We start from the raw sequence: 20,957 nt of genomic DNA on the forward strand, positions 1-20,957 counted from the left end.
CCGTACCCTCGGACAGGCTCCCGGCCCGGCGCCCCGGACATCGGGCCGGGAGCCCCACCGTTCGAGAATGTGGTCACCACGTTCCACGTCACCCCGGGCACTTGCCCGGCAGCAGTCCCTGACTCTGAGCCCCCACCGGATCTCCAGGAGTGCTTGTGACCGACGTCAGTCGCCGTAGGTTTCTGCAACTTGCCGCGGGTACAGCCGCGGCGTCCAGTCTGTCCGCCGGGATTGCGCGGGCCGCGTCGATTCCGCCTGCCGCCGGGAGCGGCACGCTCGCCGATGTTCAGCATGTCGTGGTGTTGATGCAGGAGAACCGGTCGTTCGACCACTACTTCGGGACGCTCCGCGGGGTGCGGGGTTTTGGTGATCCGCGCCCGCTCGTGCTGCCGTCGGGGAAGACCGTTTTCCACCAGGCGGCGACGTCGGGGCGTGAGACGCTGCCGTTCCGCCCGGACGCGGACGACCTGGGTCTGAAGTTCATCCAGGACCTCGACCACAGTTGGTCCGGCACGCACGCGGCGTGGAACGGCGGCGCGTACGACCGGTGGATCCCGGCGAAGTCGACGACCACGATGGCGTATCTGACCCGTGAGGACATCCCGTACCACTACGCGTTGGCGGACGCGTTCACGGTGTGCGACGCCTACCACTGCTCGATGCTGAGTTCCACCGACCCCAACCGTTACTACATGTACACCGGTTACACCGGGAACGACGGCAGAGGCGGCGGGCCGGTACTCGGCAACGAGGAGGCCGGCTACGCGTGGACCACCTTCCCGGAGATCCTTCAGCAGTCCGGTGTGTCCTGGAAGGTCTACCAGGACATCGGCACCGGGCTGGACGCCGCCGGCCACTGGGGGTGGACCAGCGATCCGTTCATCGGGAACTACGGAGACAACTCGCTGCTGTACTTCCACAACTACCGCAACGCCAAGCCCGGCGACGCCCTGTACGACAAGGCCCGCACCGGCACGAACGCGGCCGCCGGCGACGGCTTCTTCGACCGGCTGCGCGCCGACGTCGCGGCCGGCACGCTGCCGCAGGTCTCCTGGATCGCCGCCCCCGAGGCGTTCTCCGAGCATCCGAACTGGCCGGCGAACTACGGTGCCTGGTACATCTCGCGGGTTCTGGACGCGCTGACCTCCAACCCGCAGGTGTGGAGCCGTACGGCGCTGCTGGTGACCTACGACGAGAACGACGGGTTCTTCGACCATGTGACCCCGCCGTTCCCGCCCGCCTCCGCGGCCCGGGGGTTGTCGACCGCCGATGTGACGCAGGACCTGTTCGCCGGGTCCTCCGGCTACGGCGCGGGACCGTACGGGCTCGGTCCGCGCGTGCCGATGCTCGTCATCTCCCCGTGGAGCACCGGAGGGTGGGTGTGCTCGCAGACGTTCGACCACACCTCCATCGTGCAGTTCATCGAGAAGCGCTTCGGCGTTCACAACCCCAACGTGTCCGCGTGGCGCCGAGCGGTGTGCGGCGACCTCACCTCCGCGTTCGACTTCTCCGGCAGCGATGCCGGCGTGCCCGCCCTGCCCGACACCACCGGTTACATCCCGCCGAACCACGACAACCCCGGCGACTACGTGCCCGCGCCGCCGGCCACCGGCACGCTGCCCAGGCAGGAGAGCGGGCTGCGCAACGCCCGGCCGCTGCCGTACGACCTGGTCGTGGACACCAAGGCGGTGGGCGGCAGGATGCAGTTCACCTTCACCAGCCTCGGTGCGGCGGGGGCGGCATTCCATGTCACGTCGGCCACCCGCAGCGACGGTCCCTGGCCGTACACGGTCGAGGGCGGCAAGAGCCTGACCGACAGTTGGGCGCTGCCCGGCAGCCGCTACGACTTCTCCGTCCATGGCCCCAACGGGTTCCTGCGCCGCCAGGCCGGCACCAACACCGCCGTCGGCCCCGAGGTCACCGCCCGCCACGACAACGCCGCCGGGCAGGTCACGCTGACGTTCACCAACGCCGGAAGCGCCTCCGTCACCTTCACCGCCACCGACGCGTACGCGCCCGACGACCACTACTCCTACACCGTGCAGCCCGGCGCCTCCCGGACGGTCCCCGCCTGGGGCGTGCCCGCCGGTCACCACTGGTACGACGTCACCGTCACCTCCAACACCGACAGCGCGTTCGTGCGACGGTTCGCCGGGCACGTCGAGACCGGCACGGCCAGCACCAGCGACCCCGCAACCACCACCACCTGACCCCTCCCCGCGACCAGAGCCGCCGCCGGGGCCCGACCCAGATCCGGTTTACGTCATGGCGTCTCCGGTGCAGCCGCCGGGGGCTTGCCGCTGGAGGCCAGGCATGTCTTGCGCGTGGCGATGACAAGAGCACCGAGTCCACCGCCGACCGCCGCACTCAAGAGAGCCGGCCACGCACCCATGTGCTGGGTCAGGGCCCCTGCGCCGACTGTCCCGGCAGCGATCCCGAGTTCTTCCGCCGCGACTATCCACATCGTGGAGGGGCGATCGGTCGTCGGCGGATGGAACCCCACCAGGCAGGTGCCGGTCACCAGGAGTTCCCCGGCGGTGATCACACCCAGGCGCGGGGAGTGCGCGGCAGCCGCAGCCGCGAGGAGCGGTCCGCAGATCTTGGACACTTCAGTGAGGACCGCCTCCAGAGCGTAGGCGCTGTGCACCAGATCCTGGGATACCGTCCGCGCCCACAAGGGCCGGATGCTGGCCACGATGGGCGGGGCGGCGGCACCTGCGAGCGCTCCGAAACCGATCAGTCGCATGGTTCCCGACGTGGTGGCCAGGCCGGCGGCGGCAACGGCGGTGAGCAGGGTCAAGACAGCCAGCGGCAGAAGACCCGAAGACGGAAGCAGACGATCGGCCCGACAGCGAGCGAAGACCATCAGCAGCCTTCAGCCGAGCCGATCACATGCTTCCACCCCCAACCGCCCATCCCGTATGGCCCGCGGCCACCGCATGATCTTCAGGAGTTCACACAACCCCCGAGGATCACGCGGTGGCCGTACGTGTTCTCAGCCGGGTCCACCGCACGTTCGCCACACCGGACACCGGCCGAGGCCGGATTCGACGCTGGAGGCGGTGGTGGGTCGGCCGAGTGCGGGGTCCTCTCAGATGGTGGCGATCCGCCCCGCGTAGCGCTGGGTCCAGGTGGTGTCGGTGTTCACCGTGATGACCACGTCGTAGTAGCCCTGCTGGGTGGGCCACATGACGACCTTCGTCCGGCCGGGGGCCACGGTGACGTTCCGGGTACGGCCGAGGTAGTCATGGGCGGTGAGGGTGTAGTCCACCGGCTCGGTGCCGTCGTTGTGCAATGTGAGCTTCACCTGGGCCTCTTGTGTGATGCCCTCGCCCCTCAGCAGGGCGACCTCGACCCGCGGGAGGGCACCGTCCGTCTTTCCGGCGGGCGCGACCTGGCCGGCGAAGGAGCGCACGAAGCCGTCGTTGGAGTAGATCGAGAACGCGTACTTGCCGTCGGTGGCGTTGGCGTCCCAGGTGTAGTCGCGGGGCTTGCGCGCGGCGACGGTGAACGGCGTGCTGGAGAACGCCTTGTACTTGTCGGGGAAGACCTGGAAGCTCAGGGCCTTGTCCTTCGGGCCGCCGGTCAGGGTCATCCTGGCGGTGACCGTGCCCGACGCGCGGTCCTCCGAGATCGTCGCGTGCGGGTGGAAGCTCAGCGGGCGCGCCTTCATATGGTCGGCGGCGATCGACACCGGCCGCTCGGCGCGCGGGTCCGGGAGGGCGGCCGGCCCCGGTTGCGGGTGGGCGAAGTCGAGTGCGCTGGTCAGGTCACCTGCGATCGAGCGCCGCCAGTCGCTGATGTTGGGGCAGCGGAACGGCTTGCCGAGGTGGGCCGCCCAGATCTCGAGGAACTTGATCGTCGAGGTGTGGTCGAAGACCTCCGAGGCGACGTACCCGCCGCGGGTCCACGGCGAGACCAGCAGCATCGGCACCCGCGGACCGAAGCCGAGCGGATAGTCGCCGGTGTACTCGCCCGCCGTGCCCGCCTCGGGCCAGGGCGGCAGCACGTGGTCGAACTTCCCGTCGTTCTCGTCGTAGTTGAGGATGAAGAGGGTGTGATTCCAGATGTCGGGGTTGCTCTGGAGGATGTCGAGCGTCTTCTTGACGTAGCGCTCGCCGTGCAGCGTGTCCGCGCTCGGGTGCTCGGACCAGCCGTAGGGCGCCACGATCCAGGAGACGGCCGGCAGCGGGTGTTCCGCGCCCGGCCGGCAGGCGTCATGGAGGTTCTTGAGGACCGCGTCGAGGTTCGCGTCGGAGTCGTCATTCGGTGAGGTCTTGCCGGAGTAGTACGTGGCGTTGCCGCGCCAGATCAGGCCGGTGCCGGGCCGCAGCTTCGGGTCGTCGGCACTCAGCCCCTGCGGGTCGAACCCCTTGAAGTACTTCAGCTCGTTGTCGCCGTAGTCACCGACCCAGGTGCTGATGTAACCCTGTCGCCCGTTGCCGCTGTTGTCGGAGTAGAGCCGCCAGTCGATGCCGACCTGCTGGAGCTGCTCGGCCACCGTGGTCCAGGGACGGGAGTAGTTGGACTCGTCGGTGTTGCCCGTCTCGCTGTTGGCGGTGCCGCTCCACAGGTACTTCCGGTTGGGGTCGGTCGGCCCGAACTCGGAGCAGAAGTTCTGGTCCGCGATGGTGTACTGGGCGGCGATCGCATGGTAGAAGCCCATGTAGGCGTCACTGTGGTAGTTCATGCAGCTGGCGCCGTTGTGCTGAACCCACAGATCCCACTTGCGATGGTCGACGTCGCCCCAGGCTTCGTGGTTGTTGCCCCAGGTGCCGTCATCGGCCTTCGGGGTGACGATGTTGCCGTTGCGGTCCTTCTGCTGGAAGACGGTGGTGCCGTCCTGGAACCGGAGCGCCTGCTTGTCGTTGAAGCCGCGTACACCGGGGAACGTGCCGAAGTAGTGGTCGAGGGACCGGTTCTCCTGCATCAGGATCACGACATGCCTCAGGTCGGACATGTCGCCCTGGAAGCCCTTTGGCAAGATGTACCGGGGGTTCGAGGCGGCGTAGGCGCCGCTCGCCCCGGCGGTCCCGCCGAGCACCAGCGTCCCGGCGGCGACCCCCGCGCCCTGGAGGAAGCGACGGCGGGTGGCGCCGGTCGTCGTCTCGGGTCTGTCGCCGGGCTCGGACTCGGGCTTGGGGATATTCGGATTGCGAACCACGGAATCTCCTTACATGGGCATGGATGCTCGGAAACGAGTGCCGCGCTCAGCTCTCTCGTGGGAGCGAGGTGTCACCAACTCTGTATGCACACCGGCCGAGTGGTGATCAGCGGAGCGTCGGCTGCGAGGTTGTCGATTTCCGGTGTACGTGGTGGCGTGTGTCCTTCACGCCAATGTTGGCTGTACAACTTCGACCCAAGTAAGCGGCCCGACCGAGACTGTTCTGTGAACCGCAGATGACGGACAACCGGAAGAGAGCCGAAGACTTCGCCCCATCCGATGGGCGGCGCGGGCCGGTCAGTCGGACCGTCGACACATCAGGGTCGCGACTTCGGACAGTGAGCCGGACGGCGGTGACCAGCTGACACGAAGCGGATAGGGTCCAGCGGGACCGGGGGTACGCCGCGGTGTCGAGCCGACCAGGGAGGAACGTTGCAGGACGGGCGTGCGGAGCCGCCGAAGGGCACCCTGTACCGCAGGGTCGCGGCCGACCTGCGTGAGGCGATCGCGGCCGGCGAATACGGGTCGGGCGGCCGGCTCCCGGCCGAGAGCGCGCTGGCCGAGCGGTACGGAGTCTCCCGCGGCACCATCCGCCAGGCGCTGGGGGCGCTGCGCGCCGACGGCCTGGTCACCTCCCGGCGCGGCACTCGCCGCGTCGTGCTGGGCACCGCCCGGGTGCAGAGCTTCGCCGAACTGGTGAGCTTCACCCATTGGGCGCGATCCCTCGGCGAGGAGCCCGGCGGGCGGGTGGAGCGGGTCGAGAGGCGCCCGGCCGACGCCCGGGAACGCGAGCAGCTGCGGCTGGAGCCCGGCGCGGAGGTGGTCCTCGTCCTGCGGGTGCGCACCCTGTCGGGCCGGCCGGTCATGGTGGAGCGGTCACTCTATCCACTGTGGGTGGGTGAGCTGGTGGCACGGATCCCGCCCGACGCGGTCTCGCACACCGAGCCGCTCCAGGAACACGGTGTGGTCTTCGCCGACGCTGACCACACCATCGATCTGGTGGTGGCGGACGCCGACGACGCGCGACTGCTCGGCTGCGAGGCCGGGGACGCGCTGCTGCGCGAACGCCGCCGCTCCACCGATCCGGCCGGGACACCGGTGGAATGGTCCGAGGACCGCTACCTCCCGGGCACCGTCGCCTTCACCGTGCACAACTCGATCGCGACCTCCGCCCTTGCCCGCCGCCACCGCCGGTCGGACTGATTCCTGGCCTCGACCCCGCACGAGCTCGTCAGTCCGCCGTTTTGCGGGCCAGCGCGTTGTTCCCGATCGAGTTGTGCACGCTGAAGCTCACGGCGTCCGAGCGGTAGCGGTCGTCCGACCACTCCACCGGTCGCCCTTCGCGGGTGGTCGTGACCCTGCGGACCCGTAGCAACGGGCTCGTGCGGCGGATACCGAGCAGTTCGGCGTCCTGGGCGCCCGCCGCGACCGCGTCGATGACGTGCTCGCCGTAGGCGAAGACCAAGTCCGTGTCGTCGTAGAGGCGCTGGGTGACCGACGGGCAGTCGGGCTCGATCGCCGCCACGGCGGGGGAGATCCAGTCGGCGTACACGGTCCGCTCCACGAGGACCGGCTCGCCATCCAGGCCGCGGACCCGCAGAACGTGCAACACCGGTGTCCCGACGGGTAGTTGGAGGCGTACGGAGTCCTCCTTGGTCGCCGGGCGGTGTTCCTGTGCCACCACCCGGCCCGTCGCTTCCCGGCCCATCGCACGCGCCCACTGGGCGAAGCTGCGCAGTTCGGCGAAGGTCTGGCTGCGGCGGCTGGTCAGCACCACGCGGCGGGCGCCCTGGCGGGAGCCGATCAGGCCCTCGGCCGTGAGGGTCGCGATGGCCTGGCGGACCGTGCCGCGCGAGACGCCGTAGTGGGTGGCGAGTTCCGTCTCGGGGGGCAGCAGGCTGCCGACGGTGTACTCCTCGCGGTCGATCGCCTGCCGCAGTGCATCGGCGATCTCCTCGTGTCGCGCCGGCATGCTTCCCCTCTGAGTCGACGAGTGTGCACAGCATGGACAGCCTAATCGAGACCTGGAGGTGATGGCACCGTCCGCAATTATGCAGGGAAACAGGGGGAAGGGTTTCGCCAGTGTTTACGGGGACGACATCCGAGACGGCCTTACTGAGGCCAACTTGTTCAGACAAGTTCTCCGTTTCATCTCCTTGAACCCTCGTGCGTCCCCCTGGAGTGACCGTGACCGTGTCCCTGCCGAGAACAGCCGTCCTCAGCGGCTCCCTCGCCGTCGTCGCCGCGTTCGCCCTGAGCGCCTGCGGCGCCGCACCCGACAACGCGTCGAGCACCGCCGATGGCAAGAGTGCCGCCACCGCCACCTCCGCCGCCGATTTCGGCGGCATGGACGCGCTGGTGAAGGCGGCGAAGAAGGAGGGCACGCTTCAGGCCATCGCGCTGCCCCGTGACTGGGCCAACTACGGCGCCCTCATCGACGGCTTCCAGAAGAAGTACGGCATCAAGATCAAGGTCGAGAACCCGGACGGCTCCAGTCAGGACGAGATCAACGCCGTCACCTCCCGCAAGGGCCAGAACCGCGCCCCGGACGTCCTCGACCTGGGCAGCTCCTTCGCTCTCAGCGCCGCCCAGCAAGGGCTGCTCGCGCCGTACAAGGTGGCCGACTTCGCCGACATCCCCGAGGGGCAGAAGGACGCGCAGGCCCGCTGGTACAACGACTACGGCGGCTACATCTCCATCGGCTGCGACGCGAAGCGGGTCAAGACCTGCCCGACCACCTTCGCGGACCTGCTCAAGCCGGAGTACAAGGGTCGGGTGGCGCTCAACGGCAACCCCACCAAGTCGGGTTCGGCCTTCGGCGGTGTGTACGCGGCCGCGCTCGCCGGCGGGGGCTCGTTCGACGACATCCAGCCCGGCCTGGACTTCTTCGCGAAGCTCAAGAAGAACGGCAACTACACACCTGTCGAGTCGACTCCGGCCACCGTCGAGAAGGGCGAGACGCCGATCAGCATCGACTGGGACTACCTGAACGCCGGGTACGCCGAGGAGTTCAAGTCCAAGGGGGTGGACTGGAAGGTCGCCGTACCGGGCGACGGCAAGTTCTCCCAGTACTACTCACAGGCCATCAACAAGGACGCCCCGCACCCGGCGGCCGCCCGCCTGTGGCAGGAGTACCTCTACAGCACCGAGGGCCAGAACCTGTGGCTCAAGGGCTACGCCCGCCCGGCCATGATGACCGCCATGGACAAGGCCGGCACGCTCGACACGACCGCCGCGGCCAAGCTGCCGGAGGTGTCCGGCACCCCCGAATTCCCGACCGAGGCCCAGCAGAGCAAGGCCAAGAAGGTGCTCGCGCAGGGCTGGGCGAAGGCCGTCTCCGGATGACCGCCGCCCTTCCCAAGGCCGGTGCGGTGCCCGTCGCTTCGATGAAGCGGCGGCGCCGCGCCCCCGGATGGCTCGCCGTGCTGCCGCTGCTGGTGTTCACGGCACTCGCCTTCGGACTGCCCGCCCTGGCCATGTTCAACGGCGCCTTCACCGTCAAGGCCCAGACCACCGGCGCCACCTCCTACAGCCTGTCCAACTTGACGACCTCGCTGCACGGCGCGTACCTGACGGCCCTGCTCGGCAGCGTCAAGCTGTCCGCCGTCTCCGCCGCCATCGCCGCCGTTCTCGGGCTGTCGCTCGCCCAGGCCGTGGTGACCTCGCGCTTCCGGGCGCTGCGCGAGGCGGTGCTCACCGCTTCCGGGGTGCTCGCCAACTTCGGCGGTGTCCCGCTGGCCTTCGCCTTCGTCGCCACGCTCGGCAACTCGGGCGTTCTGACCCGGCACCTGGGGCTGGCGGAGCACGGGTGGGACCTCTACAGCTTCTGGGGACTGATCATCGTCTACCTGTACTTCCTGATTCCTCTGATGGTCCTCACCATCACCCCCGCCCTGGAGGGACTGCGCTCCCACTGGCGCGAGGCCGCCCGCAACAACGGCGCCACCACCCTCCAGTACTGGCGGCACGTCGCCCTCCCCGTGCTGGCGCCCTCGCTGCTCGGCGGGCTGGTGCTGCTGTTCGGCAGCGCCTTCGCCGCGTACGCCACCGCCGCGGCCATGGTGGGCAGTTCGGTGCCGCTGGTCACCCTTCAGATCGCCGACGCCATCTCCGGCAATGTGCTGGTCGGCCAGGAGAACGTGGCGCTCGCCCTCAGCCTCGACATGGTCCTGGTCGCGGGCCTGGTCATGGCCATGTACCTGCCTCTGCAACGACGGAGTGCGCGATGGCTCGCCTGAATCCATGGCGCTGGTGCGTGTTGGCCTGCGCCGGGCTGTACTTCCTGGTGCCGCTCGCCGCGTCCGCGGTCTTCACGGTGGACGTACCCGGCCAGGGGGTCACCTTCGACGCCTACACCCACATCCTCTCCGCCGACGGTTTCCTCTCCAGCCTGCTGCTGTCGCTGGAGCTGGCCGCCGCCACCATCGCCGCCGTCCTGTTGCTGATGGTGCCCGCCATGGTCGCGCTCCGGCTCGGTGCGCCGAAGCTGCGGCCGGTCGTCGACGTGGTGTGCTCACTGCCGCTGGTCGTCCCGCCGATCGCGCTGGCGGCCGGGATGGGCACGGTGCTGAAGTGGGGACCCGAACACCTCTCGCGTACCCCGCTGTTCCAGACCTTCGTGGCGATCCAGAACCCGAGCTTCCCGTTCGTGCTCGTCCTCGCGTACGTGGTGATGGCGCTGCCCTTCGCATACCGGGCGCTGGACGCCGGACTGCGCGCCATCGACGTGCCCACCCTCGTCGAGGCCGCCCGCAGCTGCGGCGCCAGCTGGCCGCAGGCACTCGTCCGGGCCGTACTGCCCAACCTGCGCGGGGCACTGCTCAACACCTCCTTCCTCACACTGGCACTGGTACTCGGCGAGTTCACCGTCGCCCAGCTGCTCGGCTTCCAGCCCTTCGCGGTGTGGATCGTGACCGTCAGCGGCTCCCAGGCCCAGCTCTCCGTCGCCGTCTCCGTGCTCAGTCTGCTCGTCACCTGGGCACTTCTCCTCGCACTCGCCGGTTTCGGCGGGCGCTCCCGTACCGCTTCCCGGGGATGAACCATGACCGCCACCACACCTGACAAGGCAGTTGCCGAGAAGGCGGCCACCGTCGAATTCCGGCGCCTGCGCCGTGAGTTCGGGAAGACCGTCGCCCTCGACGGGCTCGACTTGACCGTGCGACCGGGCGAACTGCTCGCCCTGCTCGGTCCGTCCGGCTGCGGCAAGACCACCGCCCTGCGCCTGCTCGCCGGCTTCGAACACCCCGACGCCGGCGAGGTGCTGGTCGATGGCCAGGACGTCACCGGTGTTCCGGCCCATCGCCGCGACGCCGGGATGGTCTTCCAGTCCTACAGCCTCTTCCCGCACCTCAGCGCCGTCGACAACGTGGCCTTCGGGCTGCGCATGCGCAAGGTGCGTACGGCCGAACGGCGGGCGCGAGCAGCGGAGTTGCTGGAGCTGGTCGGCCTCGGGGACAAGGGCGAGCGGTTCCCGCACCAGCTCTCCGGCGGCCAGCAGCAGCGCGTGGCCCTCGCCCGCGCGCTCGCCCTGCGCCCGCGCGTCCTGCTGCTCGACGAGCCGCTGTCGGCGCTGGACGCCAAGGTGCGCCTGACCCTGCGCGAGGAGATCCGCCGACTGCAACGGGAACTCGGCATCACCACCCTGTTCGTCACCCACGACCAGGAAGAGGCACTGTCCATGGCCGACCGCGTCGCGGTCATGCGCGCCGGACGGCTCGAACAGTGCGCACCCCCGTCCGAGTTGTACGGACGGCCCGCCACCGCCTTCGTCGCCGAGTTCGTCGGCACCATGAGCCGGATTCCCGGACACCTGGACGGTACGACCGTCGAGGTGCTCGGGCAGCGGCTGCCGGCCGACGGCGAGGTGCCCGCGACGCCGGAGGTGGACGTGCTGGTGCGGCCCGAAGCCGTCCACGTCGCGGCGGAAGGACAGGGCGACGCCCGCGTGGTCGCCACCGCGTTCCTCGGCGCGACCACCCGCCTCACCGTACGGATGGCCGACGGCGTGGAGATCAAGGCCGACTTGTCCACCCACGAGGCCGCCGCACTGGCCACCGGGACCGCCGTACGGGTGTCACTGCCCGGGCGGCCGGTGCTGGTGGCCGAACGCGCGCGCTGAAGCTCCCCCGCGAATTCCCCGATCTGAAAGAGACCACCGTGACTCGACTCCCGCTCCAGGCCGTCCTGTTCGACATGGATGGCACGCTCGTCGACACCGAGCGGCTGTGGTGGGAGGCGGTGGAGCAGGTCGCCGCGGGTCTCGGCAGACCCCTGACCGTGCCCGACCGGCCGGAGGTGCTCGGCCGCCCGGTCGAGCACACCGCCGGGTGGCTGGGCGCGGCCACGAGCCGGCCGGCCGCGGACGTGGCCGACGCGCTGCACCGGGAGTTCACCCACCGGGTGCTTACCGGCATCGTGCCGCGACCGGGTGCGCTCGACCTCCTCGACGCCCTCGCCCGCGACGGTGTCCCCACCGCCCTGGTCACCGCCTCATCCCGGGCCGTCGCCGACATTGTCCTGGCCGTCCTGGGCGCCGACCGGTTCGTGGTCTCCGTCACTGCCGACGACACCGAGCGCACCAAGCCCGCTCCTGACCCCTACCTCACCGCCTGCCGCGCCCTCGGCGCCGACCCCGTCCGCTGCGTGGCCGTGGAGGACACTCCCACCGGCGTCAGCTCCGCGGAGGCGGCGGGGTGCGCGGTGCTCGCCGTGCCCTCCCTCGCGCCCATCGATCAAGCGCCCGGACGCACGGTGCTGGCCAGCCTGGAGGAGGTCACGCCGGAACGGCTACGCGCCATGGTTCCGTCGTGGTCCGCCTCGGCGACCCCGACGTCGGCTTCTACGGAGCGGCGGGCGCCCGGATCCGGATAGCACCGGGTCGGGAGGTCGACGGCTGGACCGCCCGCCCGCCCGCACTGCACGCCGTACGGGCCCTACGAGGCCGCCCTCGACGGGCTCCCGTCCGCCGAGCACCGCGAGGCCACCGGCCGGCGGATGGTCTGTGCGGGGGTGAGGGCGAGGTCCGTCGCCCGTTCGGCGGTGGAACGGCCCGGGTCGTCGACCCGGGCCGTCTTATTGTTCAGGCTTTTGAGATCTCTTGTGGTCTCTCGAGGTTTCCTCAGAATCCCTCGGGCATGGATCCGTCCTGGTCGATGACGTTGTCGCCGGGGCCGCCGTCGATGTCGTCCTGGCCGGGGCCGCCGAAGAGGTAGTCGTTGCCCGGTCCGCCCTTGATGGTGTCGTCGCCCTCTTGGCCGTCGATCGAGTCGTCGTTGCCGGCGCCGTCGAGGTAGTCGTTGCCGGGGCCGCCGTAGATCTCGTTGGCCACGTCATCGCCGATGACGGTGTCGTCGCCGTCTCCGGCCCACACCGCGAACGAGTCGGTGATGGTGTCGTCGCCGGCGTTGCCGTTGGCGTTCGTGGCGTGGCTGATGGTGTCGTCGCCGTCACCGCCCACCGCGACGGAAGCGCCGATGATGGTGTCGTCCCCGGCCCCGCCGTAGACGTTCACATCGCCGCCGGAGATCTTGACGCTGTCATTGCCGTCGCCGAGTTCGACGTTGCCCTGGTCGCCGCCGTGGTCCGGGTCGGGGACGGGCACGGTGCAGGTCACATATGTCAGGTCGGTGGCGGTGGGGTGGTTGCAGTCGGCGCCGGCGGTGATCTCGACAACGTCGTCGACGGCGAAGGTCAGCGTGGTGTCGGTCTCGCTGACCCGCTTGATGGTGAGCTTGTTGGTCTGGCCGTCGGCCGCCGTGTAGGTCATCCGTCCGTCGGTGACGGTCACGGTGGCCGGCGAGGCGGCCGACGACACCGGGGAGGCCGACGCGGGCGCGGTGGCGGCCTGGGCGTTCCAGGCGAAGAGTCCGGTGCTCGCCGCGACGGCCAGTAAGGCGGCGACGCCGGCCGGGCGTACGCGGTGGGAGGGGCCAAGGGTGGACACGAAAAACCTCCGTGGGGAGTGGATCTGATTTCCGATCACCCGTTTCGACGTGGAAAATCCGCGCTGGGTTGTGCCACTTCCGTACCCCCTTCACCGATCTTTTCGAAGTCACATTTCGCGTTCAGCTGTACGACACCGGAAATTCCCCTCGCGGGGTCGCCGCTGCGATGGTCGGCACTCAGTGAGCCGGGTGATTATGCGGCCACGCGGACCTTGGGAGTCGGATAGGGTCCGGCGAGGAGGTGCGGGGATGAGCTTCCGGTTGGCGGCGTATGCCGTGTGTATCGAGGACGGGCGGGTGCTGCTCGCCCGCCACGTACCGCCGGAGGGCGGGAGTAACTGGACTCTTCCGGGCGGCAGGGTCGAGCAGGGAGAGGATCCGTTCGATGCGGTGATCCGGGAAGTGGCGGAGGAGACCGGATGCGCGGCGGTGGTGGATCGCCTGCTGGGAGTGGACTCACGGCTGATTCCCGCGGCCTGCGCGCGTGCGGGAGTCGAGCACCAGAATGTCGGCATCTTCTACCGGGTCCGTATCACTGGCGGCCGGCTCCGGCCTGAGCCGAACGGAGAGATCGCCGAGTCGGTGTGGACTCCGATTCCCGACGTGGCTTTTCTGCGCCGGTCATCGCTGGTCGATATCGGCCTCACGCTGGCACAGACGCTTCCAGCGACCGGTCACGTCGCTGCCGTCCCTGTCGGCGGCCTGATCCAGCACTGAGGCGCTACCAACATCAGACTGGTCGGCCCGCGGGCGGCGAGGCGGGGCCGGAGCCGCCCGATCACCTGCCTTTGCGCACTTGGCGGGTGATCTGCTGACCCTCGGCGGGGGTGAGGGAGCCGGTGCTGTCAGCAGGTGCGGTGCCGAGCGCCACGGCGAGGGTGCGGCCATGGAGGTCGACCGCCGATTCGCTCAGGTCGGTGAGCTCGGCAATCGCGGTCCGGGCTCGTGTCCATGCGCTGAGGCCCGTGACCAATGCGATCAGCAGAGCCGGCCACCACAGCGTGCCGAGTACGAGGTAGGGCAGAGCCCATGCCCCGGTGACGATGGTGGTGGCGAACTGACCGTTGGCCGTGGTGAGTTCGGCCCGGATGTGCTCCGGCAGCACCAGCCAGAGGCGTGGCCAGCCGAATCGGAGGTCGAGCCCGTACCTGTCAAGGCTGATCTGCTCGACGGCGGCGATGCGATCGCCCATCCATGTGGGTCGGGCGGGCTTCGCCGGGGACAGCCGGTTGATCCGGTGCGCGATGGTGTCGACGTCGTGCTGCTGCTCGGGAGTTCGGTCGGGCAGCGGGTACCGCCGCTGGAGTTGCTGCCGGTGCTCGACCAGCCTGACCCATCGGCCCGCGCGTGCTCGGGTCCGCCACCGCGCCGCCCACCGCAATCCCGTCGGCCACTGGCCGAGCCACCACGCGCGGAGCGGCGCCGTGAGTGCCTGCACGATCAGTCCGACGCCTGCGGCGGCGAGCAGCAATGCGACGATGGCGAGGATCTGAGCCGGACCGGACGCCTTGTTCAGGGAGGCGCCGAGCGTGGATGCCTTCGAGGCGAGCAGGCGCAGGTCGAGGGCGTACCTCCAGCCGAGTTGTAGACCTGCCCAGGCGCAGGAGACGAACAAGAGACCGGGCACAGCGAGCAGTCCGACCCAGCGCTCTGCCAGCTTCTTGGCCAGTTCACCGAAGAAGTTGCCCATGTCGTCAACGGGAGATCAATGGCAGACCGGTGAGCTCGCATCGCGGTATCGGGCCTGCCGGTACGGCGTGGACGACCCGGTCGCAGGCGCCGTCAGGACAGGCGAACGTCTCCTCGTCGGTTCGTCCGGAGCCCGCTCCCGGCAGGCCGCTGCTCAATCCCCGAACCGTGTCGGCTCCGCTGGTGCCGAGCAGTTGATCCAGCAGGGCCAGGATCGGGCGGCGCTCGCGAGCCTCGGCCTCGATTCGGGACAGGAGGAGCCGCTTCTCCTCGGTCTGGACAGCGCACTCCCGCCGGAGTTCGCGCAACTCGTCGCACAATGCCGCCAGTGCGAGCCGTTCAGCGGTATCGGGGGGACCATGCTCCATGATCTGAAGAGCCTAGCCGCGAGCCACTAGCTATGTGTAGGTGTGAGGTGGCATGTTGTTCTTGTGCGTAGGGCATTTCGACGGCGGCCGGAACCGCGAGAACAGCCCGAAAGGCCGCTCGACGTGGCGTTTCGTCAGGTCCGGCAACGTCTTCTCGACTACGAGCGATCCGGCGACCCGTCGCGGATCCTGGGGGATGACGCGGTCGCCGACGCTGAGCTGCTGGCCGAAGGAATTCGGCCAGATCCCGTCGGCGAGTTCATGCCTGAGGAGCGGCAGTTCTTCGACCAGGCGTGCCGTGCGATCGGCTGGCTGCACTACCACCGGTTCAACGTGTCACCGGGAGACGCTGCTCTTGTCGACCTCGCGAAGGCGGCGTTCTTCCTCAGCTCGGTGGCCGAGGATCCGGACCTGGTTCCCGAACGCATGCGAACTCTCATTGGCCCCACCGCGGTTGTCGAGACCCGTGCGGGCCTCGCCGGGAGCTTTCTGACCCGCGCCTCGGAGACGGGCGATCTCGCCCTGCTCAACGCGACCATCGACATCCTCATGCTCTTCATCGCGGACACGGCGCACGATCGCGTCGAGCGGGCGACCATGCTGTCCGATCTCGGCATCGCCTTCCAGGTCCGGCACTCGCTCACCGGGCAGTTCGACGACGTGATGCGGGCGATAGATGTGGGTGAGCCCGCGGTCGCGGCCATCCCTCCGGACCATCCCGAGCGGGCGAGATGCCTGTCGGATCTGAGTCTCGCGTACGGGGCGTGGTACCGGAGAAGCGGGCTGGCCGAGCACGGGGACCGGGCCATCGAGCTGGGCGAGGCGTCGGTGGCAGCCGCCTCGGCCGACGACGTCGACCAGCCGAGGTTTCTGTCCAACCTCGGCCATGCCTACACCGCCCGGTTCGAGCGGACCAAGACGGTCGCTGACGTCGACCGGGCCGCTGAGCTGCTTGAACAGGCACTCGTGGCCACACCCGCCGACCATCCGCAGCGTGCCGCGCTGTTCGCGAACCTCAGCAGCGACTACCGGGCTCGCCATGCGCACACCGGTTCACCCGAGGACCGTGAGCGTGCGATCGCCGCGGCCGAGCAGGCAGTGGCAGCGGCTCCGGCGAATCATCCGGAACGAACGCGGTACCTCGCCGTACTCGACGCCGCGCGGCGGGAAGCATATGTCGGTGGCAGCGCATATGTCGGCGACAGCGCCCCGAAGACCACCGAACGGGACGAGCGCGGGCCGGACACCTCGGCCGCTTTCGCGCTGCTCGCCGACGCCATGCGCACCTCCGATCCGACGCCGTTGAACACCGCGATCGAGACGATCGCCGCGCTCGCCGAAACCACCACTGACACGCATCCGGAACGGCAGGCGATTCTCGGCAACCTCGGTGCGGCACACGCTGAGCGATATCGGCGCAGTGGAACTGCCACCGACCTCGACCGCGCGATGGAACTGCTGGATCACGTCGTGTCCGCGACTCCGGCCGACGATTCGAGCCGCACGGCGCGCCTGTCGAACCTCGCGCAGTGCTACCTGGAACGCCATGTGCTACGCCGGGACGCGCAGGACCTCGACCACCTCATCGCGATCAGCGCGCAGGTCGTCGCCGCGACCGGCCCCGAGGACCCGGCCCGAGCCACGCACCTGACCACCTTGGGCGACGGCTATCTCATGCGGTACGAGTGGGGCAAGGTCGCCACGGACCTGGAACAGGCGATCACCACCCTGACCAATGCGGTGACGATCACCGCGGCCGACGATCCAGGGCTACCGGGGCGGGTGGCGAACCTCGGCAGCGCTCATCGGGCCCGGTTCGAACGGTCCGGAGCCGTCGCCGACCTCCACAGAGCGTTCGACCTGGTCAGCCAGGCGCTGACGGTCATGTCGCCGCACGACCCGGCCCGGCCGACGACACTGGCGCACCTCGGCCGGGTCTGTTTCCTGCGCGGCCGGCACAACGGTGCGGTCGCCGACCTCGACCAGGCAATCCACCAGTACGACCTGGCGGTGGCCGCGACCCCGCCCCAGGACCCTTCCACGTCACGCTGGCTGTACGACCTGGCCACGGCGTACTTTCTCCGATACGAGATCGCCGGTGACAGCGACGATCTCGACCGCTGTATCGACGTGGGCCGCCGCGCCGTCACGATCACGCCCGGCAACGCACCGGAGCGTCCGAGCCGGCTGTCCATCACCGGTATCGCGCACCGCAAGCGCTATGAGCACAGCGGGGCCACCGCAGACCTCGACCAGGCGATCGACGCACTGAGCGAGGCGGTCGCGACCGCCGACGGCCTCTCCGGTCGGCCGCTGTTCCAGTCGAATCTCGGCTTGGCCTACCTCGACCGCTACCGGCGCAGACAGACCGACGCGGACCTGGATCATGCCGTTGACGTGCTGGAATCAGCGCTCGCCGACACTGCGGCCGATGATCCGGAACGGCCGTTGCTGTTGACCAATCTCGGCTTCGCCCATTTGGGGCGATGCATCGCCCACCGCCGGACGGCCGACCTGGACCGGTGCATCCACCTGCTGGGGCAGGCCGTGGCCACCACCCCGCCGCACCATCCGATCCGGCGCGGAGCGCTGTCGAACCTGGGCTCCGCATACCAGATGCGGTTCGAACGGTCAGGCGAGACCTACGACCTGGATCGCGCCGTCGAGACCATCAACGAGGCCATCGCCACCACTCCGGAGGGGCACCCGGGCCTCGCGCGAACACTCCACAACCTCGGCCGGTGCCACCGGTTGCGGTTCGACATCGACCAGCGAGCACTCGACCCACGGACGCTGCGACAGCTCAGCGACCAGGTGGCCAGGACGACGGCGGCCCCGCCGACGGACCGCATCTGGGCCGGGCGCACCATCGGCTCGCTGGCCCATGTGATGGGTGACCATCACACCGCTGTCGAACTGCTGGACCGCGCGGTCGCGATGCTGCCGCTGGTCGTGCCGCGCGAGGCCGGACAGACAGACGGAGAACACCGACTCGGCGAACACATCGGCCTGGTCTGGGACGCGATCGCCGCCCACTGTGCGCTCGGCGATCCCCGCGGCGCACTGGAAGTAGCCGAACTCGGACGCGGGATCCTGCTGGCCAACCACCTGGACGCGCGCAGCGAACTCAGCGACCTCCAATCGGCCCGTCCTGAGCTGGCGGCACGCCTGCGCGATGTCCGTGACCAACTCGACGCCCCGGACGGCCAGGCGGCGGAGTCCGTCGATCGCGTCGAGGAACGCAGGCGACTGTGGGCCGAACACGACAATCTGCTCGCCGAGATCCGCGAGGATCCGCGCTTCACCCGGTTCCTGCGTCCACCGAGGTTCGCGGACCTCCGCGCGGCGGCGTCCGGTGGCGCGGTAGTCATGGTCAATGTCGGCAGCGTCCGCGCGGACGCGATCGTCGTCACCGCCGACTCCGATCCGGTGCTCGTGCCGCTGCCCGACCTCACCCTCGACGACACGCTGCTGCACGGTTCGGAGGTGATCGGCGCCGCCTACGACACCACGCGGCTCGCGGGCCCGCTGCGTCGGCAGCGAGTCTTCGCCGAGACCGCGAGCTGGTTGTGGGACACGATCGTCGAACCCGTGCTGGCCGCACATGACACCGGAGACCGGCTGTGGTGGCTGCCCGTCGGTCTGCTCGGACTGTTCCCGCTGCATGCGGCAGGGCACCTGGGGCATCCCGGAGCGCTCGACAAGGTCGTGTCCTCCTACACTCCGACACTGCGGGCGCTCGCCCATGCCCGAACCCGGGAACCGGCAACCACACGGCACCAGCTCAGCGTGGCCATCGCGCGCGCACCAGGTCTGCCCGACCTGCCCGGAACCGTCGCGGAGGCCATGGACCTGCACACCCAGCACCCGCACACCCCACTGCTGACCAACGACGACGCGACCACCGCCCGCGTGGCGGCGGCCCTACCCGCTGCCACCTGGGCGCACTTCGCGTGCCACGCGACCGTGGACCAGGCCACTCCGTCCAACACCGGCCTACGGCTGCACGACGGCACCCTGACCATCGCGGACATCAACCGCCTGCGCCCCACCAACGCCGAACTGGCCTACCTCTCCGCCTGCTCCACGGCGAACCACGACATCAAGCACGCGGAGGAGTCCATCCACCTGGCCACGGCCTTCCACCTGGCCGGATACCGCCACGTCGTGGCCAGCCTATGGCCACTGGCCGATGAGTTCGCCGCCACGGCGGCACACCGGTTCTATCAGCGCCTGCCCGACGCCCCCAACGCCGACGCCGCCGCGGTCACGCTCCATCGCGTCACGAAGGAGTTGCGCGCTCGCTTCCCGGATCGCCCGGACCTGTGGGCCTCGATGATCCACAGTGGACCGTGACCAGTGAGGCCCGTTGCGGGCTTCAGCGTCGCCGACCAGGTCACCTTCGTCCACGGCGACGCCTGCGGCTATGTCTCCCATGAGCTGGTCGATCTCGCCGCGTGTGTCGGTGCCACCTGGATCGGTGGCGGCGTGGCCGGCACGGTCGAGTTGCTGGTCAGCAGTCTCCGCCCGGGCGGTCTGATGCTGATCGGGGAGCCGTACTGGCGTCGGGAAGTGCCGGACCAGGAAACCGCCAATGCCTGCCTCGCCGCCGGCAACGACGAGCTGGCCGCCGAGGTACGGGCCGAGCTGACCACCGGTCCCGCCCGCTACACGCGGTACCAGCGTGAATACCTCGGCTGGGGGGTCTTCGCGCTCATGGGCCGCTGAGGGTCCGATGCGTGCGGGTCCGGGCAGTGTGCTGCCCGGACCCGCACGTTTTCATGGTTGAGATCCACGTCGCCTCCTGCGGCCGAAGCCGCAGGGGGAGCCCTGCACGGGGGGCAGGCTCAGATGCGGACCACGATCTTTCCCCGCGTGTGTCCGCGCTCGGCGTCGGCGTGCGCTTGTGCGGTCTGTTCGAGCGAGTAGGTCCGCTCGATGCGCGGTGTGTAGCGGCCTTGCCGGCCGAGTTCACCCGCCTCGGCGAGGAGCGTGGAGTCGTTCTCCGCGTTGGCCAGATGCACACCCAGGCGCTGCGCGTTGGCGTGGTCGGCGATGGTCGATACGCGGGTGGGGTCGCCCACGATCGCGACCAGGTCGGCCAGGGAGCCGGAGGCCGCGGTGTCGAGCGCGATGTCGACACCGCCCGGAGCCAGGGTGGCGAGGCGCTCGGCGAGACCGGTGCCGTAGGTGGTGGGAATGGCTCCGAGGGAGGCGAGGAACTCGTGGTTGCGCTCGCTGGCCGTCCCGATCACGGTGGCGCCCTGAGCCACCGCGATCTCGACCGCGGCACTGCCCACGCCTCCGGCGGCGCCCTCGATGAGCAGGGTGCGCCCCCGCAGTGGACCGAGCGCCTTCAGCCCGCCCATCGCGGTCACGGATGCCAGAGCGGCGCCGGCGGCCTCCTCGTCGCTCCATGTGGCGGGCGCGTGGGCCCAGGCCGAGAGCACGGCCAGCTCCGCTGTCGCGCCCGTGACGCCGCCGAGCCCGAAGACCCGGTCGCCGGTGCTCACCCCCTGCACGCCCGCACCGATCGCGTCGACCACGCCGACGGCATCACGTCCGGGAATCGCGGGCAGGCCCACGGGGAGCACCTCGCGCGCCGCGCCGGAACGCACCTTCCAGTCGACGGGATTGACGCCGGCCGCCGCGACGCGGATGCGGATCTCGCCGGGCCCGGGGTGCGGATCCGGCACCTGCTCGACCACGAGGGTCTCCACACCGCCGTACTGGTGATAGCGGACTGCGCGCATGACGTTCTGCCTTTCCACGCGGCCTGAACCGGCCGTTCGT

At 69.7% G+C, this 20,957-nt stretch carries 15 protein-coding genes and 2 pseudogenes; 10 read left to right on the plus strand and 7 right to left on the minus strand.

The window, feature by feature from the left end; all coding sequences use genetic code 11:
• Positions 1 to 155: 155 nt before the first annotated feature.
• Positions 156 to 2,210: a phosphocholine-specific phospholipase C gene (locus AB0E24_RS26065; protein WP_359380430.1), complete on the plus strand. Its 2,055-nt coding sequence runs from the start codon at positions 156 to 158 to the stop codon at positions 2,208 to 2,210.
• A 53-nt stretch (positions 2,211 to 2,263) separates the two neighbouring features.
• Here AB0E24_RS26065 and AB0E24_RS26070 read toward each other — a convergent pair whose 3' ends face one another.
• Together AB0E24_RS26070 and AB0E24_RS26075 are read right to left on the minus strand one after the other, a co-directional pair.
• Positions 2,264 to 2,800: a hypothetical protein gene (locus AB0E24_RS26070; protein WP_359380431.1), complete on the minus strand. Its 537-nt coding sequence runs from the start codon at positions 2,798 to 2,800 to the stop codon at positions 2,264 to 2,266.
• 291 nt (positions 2,801 to 3,091) lie between these two features.
• Positions 3,092 to 5,164, minus strand: coding sequence for an alkaline phosphatase family protein (locus AB0E24_RS26075; protein WP_359380434.1), 2,073 nt, complete (start codon positions 5,162 to 5,164; stop codon positions 3,092 to 3,094).
• A 432-nt stretch (positions 5,165 to 5,596) separates the two neighbouring features.
• On the opposite strand from AB0E24_RS26075, the gene AB0E24_RS26080 reads away from it, so the two are divergent.
• Positions 5,597 to 6,367 carry a GntR family transcriptional regulator gene (locus tag AB0E24_RS26080; RefSeq protein WP_069868027.1) on the plus strand — a complete coding sequence of 257 codons (771 nt, stop codon included), beginning with the start codon at positions 5,597 to 5,599 and terminating at the stop codon, positions 6,365 to 6,367.
• Between the two features lie 28 nt (positions 6,368 to 6,395).
• Here AB0E24_RS26080 and AB0E24_RS26085 read toward each other — a convergent pair whose 3' ends face one another.
• Positions 6,396 to 7,136: a GntR family transcriptional regulator gene (locus tag AB0E24_RS26085; protein WP_069868026.1), complete on the minus strand. Its 741-nt coding sequence runs from the start codon at positions 7,134 to 7,136 to the stop codon at positions 6,396 to 6,398.
• Between the two features lie 215 nt (positions 7,137 to 7,351).
• On the opposite strand from AB0E24_RS26085, the gene AB0E24_RS26090 reads away from it, so the two are divergent.
• The 5 genes and pseudogenes from AB0E24_RS26090 to AB0E24_RS26110 all read left to right on the plus strand — a co-directional run.
• Complete coding sequence (locus AB0E24_RS26090) at positions 7,352 to 8,509, plus strand: ABC transporter substrate-binding protein (protein WP_359380436.1); 1,158 nt, start codon at positions 7,352 to 7,354, stop codon at positions 8,507 to 8,509.
• A complete protein-coding gene (locus AB0E24_RS26095) occupies positions 8,506 to 9,402 on the plus strand; it encodes an ABC transporter permease (RefSeq protein WP_102935904.1) in 897 nt (298 codons plus the stop codon). Before AB0E24_RS26090 ends, AB0E24_RS26095 begins: the two co-directional genes overlap by 4 nt.
• Complete coding sequence (locus AB0E24_RS26100; protein WP_359380438.1) at positions 9,390 to 10,202, plus strand: ABC transporter permease; 813 nt, start codon at positions 9,390 to 9,392, stop codon at positions 10,200 to 10,202. Before AB0E24_RS26095 ends, AB0E24_RS26100 begins: the two co-directional genes overlap by 13 nt.
• A 3-nt stretch (positions 10,203 to 10,205) precedes the next feature.
• A complete protein-coding gene (locus AB0E24_RS26105) occupies positions 10,206 to 11,282 on the plus strand; it encodes an ABC transporter ATP-binding protein (RefSeq protein WP_359380440.1) in 1,077 nt (358 codons plus the stop codon).
• Positions 11,283 to 11,320: 38 nt separating this feature from the next.
• Positions 11,321 to 12,205, plus strand: a pseudogene (locus tag AB0E24_RS26110) (HAD family hydrolase); the annotation flags it as partial.
• A 76-nt stretch (positions 12,206 to 12,281) separates the two neighbouring features.
• Here the strand turns inward: AB0E24_RS26110 and AB0E24_RS26115 are convergent.
• A complete protein-coding gene (locus AB0E24_RS26115; RefSeq protein WP_359380443.1) occupies positions 12,282 to 13,106 on the minus strand; it encodes a calcium-binding protein in 825 nt (274 codons plus the stop codon).
• Between the two features lie 250 nt (positions 13,107 to 13,356).
• On the opposite strand from AB0E24_RS26115, the gene AB0E24_RS26120 reads away from it, so the two are divergent.
• Positions 13,357 to 13,824 carry an NUDIX hydrolase gene (locus tag AB0E24_RS26120; protein ID WP_102935901.1) on the plus strand — a complete coding sequence of 156 codons (468 nt, stop codon included), beginning with the start codon at positions 13,357 to 13,359 and terminating at the stop codon, positions 13,822 to 13,824.
• Positions 13,825 to 13,885: 61 nt separating this feature from the next.
• Here AB0E24_RS26120 and AB0E24_RS26125 read toward each other — a convergent pair whose 3' ends face one another.
• Together AB0E24_RS26125 and AB0E24_RS26130 are read right to left on the minus strand one after the other, a co-directional pair.
• A complete protein-coding gene (locus AB0E24_RS26125) occupies positions 13,886 to 14,797 on the minus strand; it encodes a hypothetical protein (RefSeq protein WP_069868018.1) in 912 nt (303 codons plus the stop codon).
• A 4-nt stretch (positions 14,798 to 14,801) separates the two neighbouring features.
• Entirely contained in the window at positions 14,802 to 15,164 is a 363-nt protein-coding gene (locus AB0E24_RS26130) for a hypothetical protein (RefSeq protein ID WP_359380445.1), read from the minus strand.
• A 123-nt stretch (positions 15,165 to 15,287) separates the two neighbouring features.
• On the opposite strand from AB0E24_RS26130, the gene AB0E24_RS26135 reads away from it, so the two are divergent.
• Both AB0E24_RS26135 and AB0E24_RS26140 read left to right on the plus strand, forming a co-directional pair.
• On the plus strand, positions 15,288 to 19,520 hold the full coding sequence (locus tag AB0E24_RS26135; RefSeq protein WP_359380447.1) for a CHAT domain-containing protein: 4,233 nt from the start codon (positions 15,288 to 15,290) through the stop codon (positions 19,518 to 19,520).
• A gap of 15 nt (positions 19,521 to 19,535) precedes the next feature.
• A pseudogene (locus AB0E24_RS26140) lies at positions 19,536 to 19,892 on the plus strand (SAM-dependent methyltransferase); the annotation flags it as partial.
• Positions 19,893 to 20,011: 119 nt separating this feature from the next.
• Here the strand turns inward: AB0E24_RS26140 and AB0E24_RS26145 are convergent.
• The gene (locus tag AB0E24_RS26145; protein WP_359380449.1) at positions 20,012 to 20,917 is read right to left on the minus strand and encodes an NADP-dependent oxidoreductase; all 906 of its coding nucleotides are present in this window, start codon (positions 20,915 to 20,917) and stop codon (positions 20,012 to 20,014) included.
• Positions 20,918 to 20,957: the final 40 nt, after the last annotated feature.

The organism is Streptomyces malaysiensis subsp. malaysiensis, from assembly GCF_040653035.1.
GTDB lineage: Bacteria > Actinomycetota > Actinomycetes > Streptomycetales > Streptomycetaceae > Streptomyces > Streptomyces malaysiensis.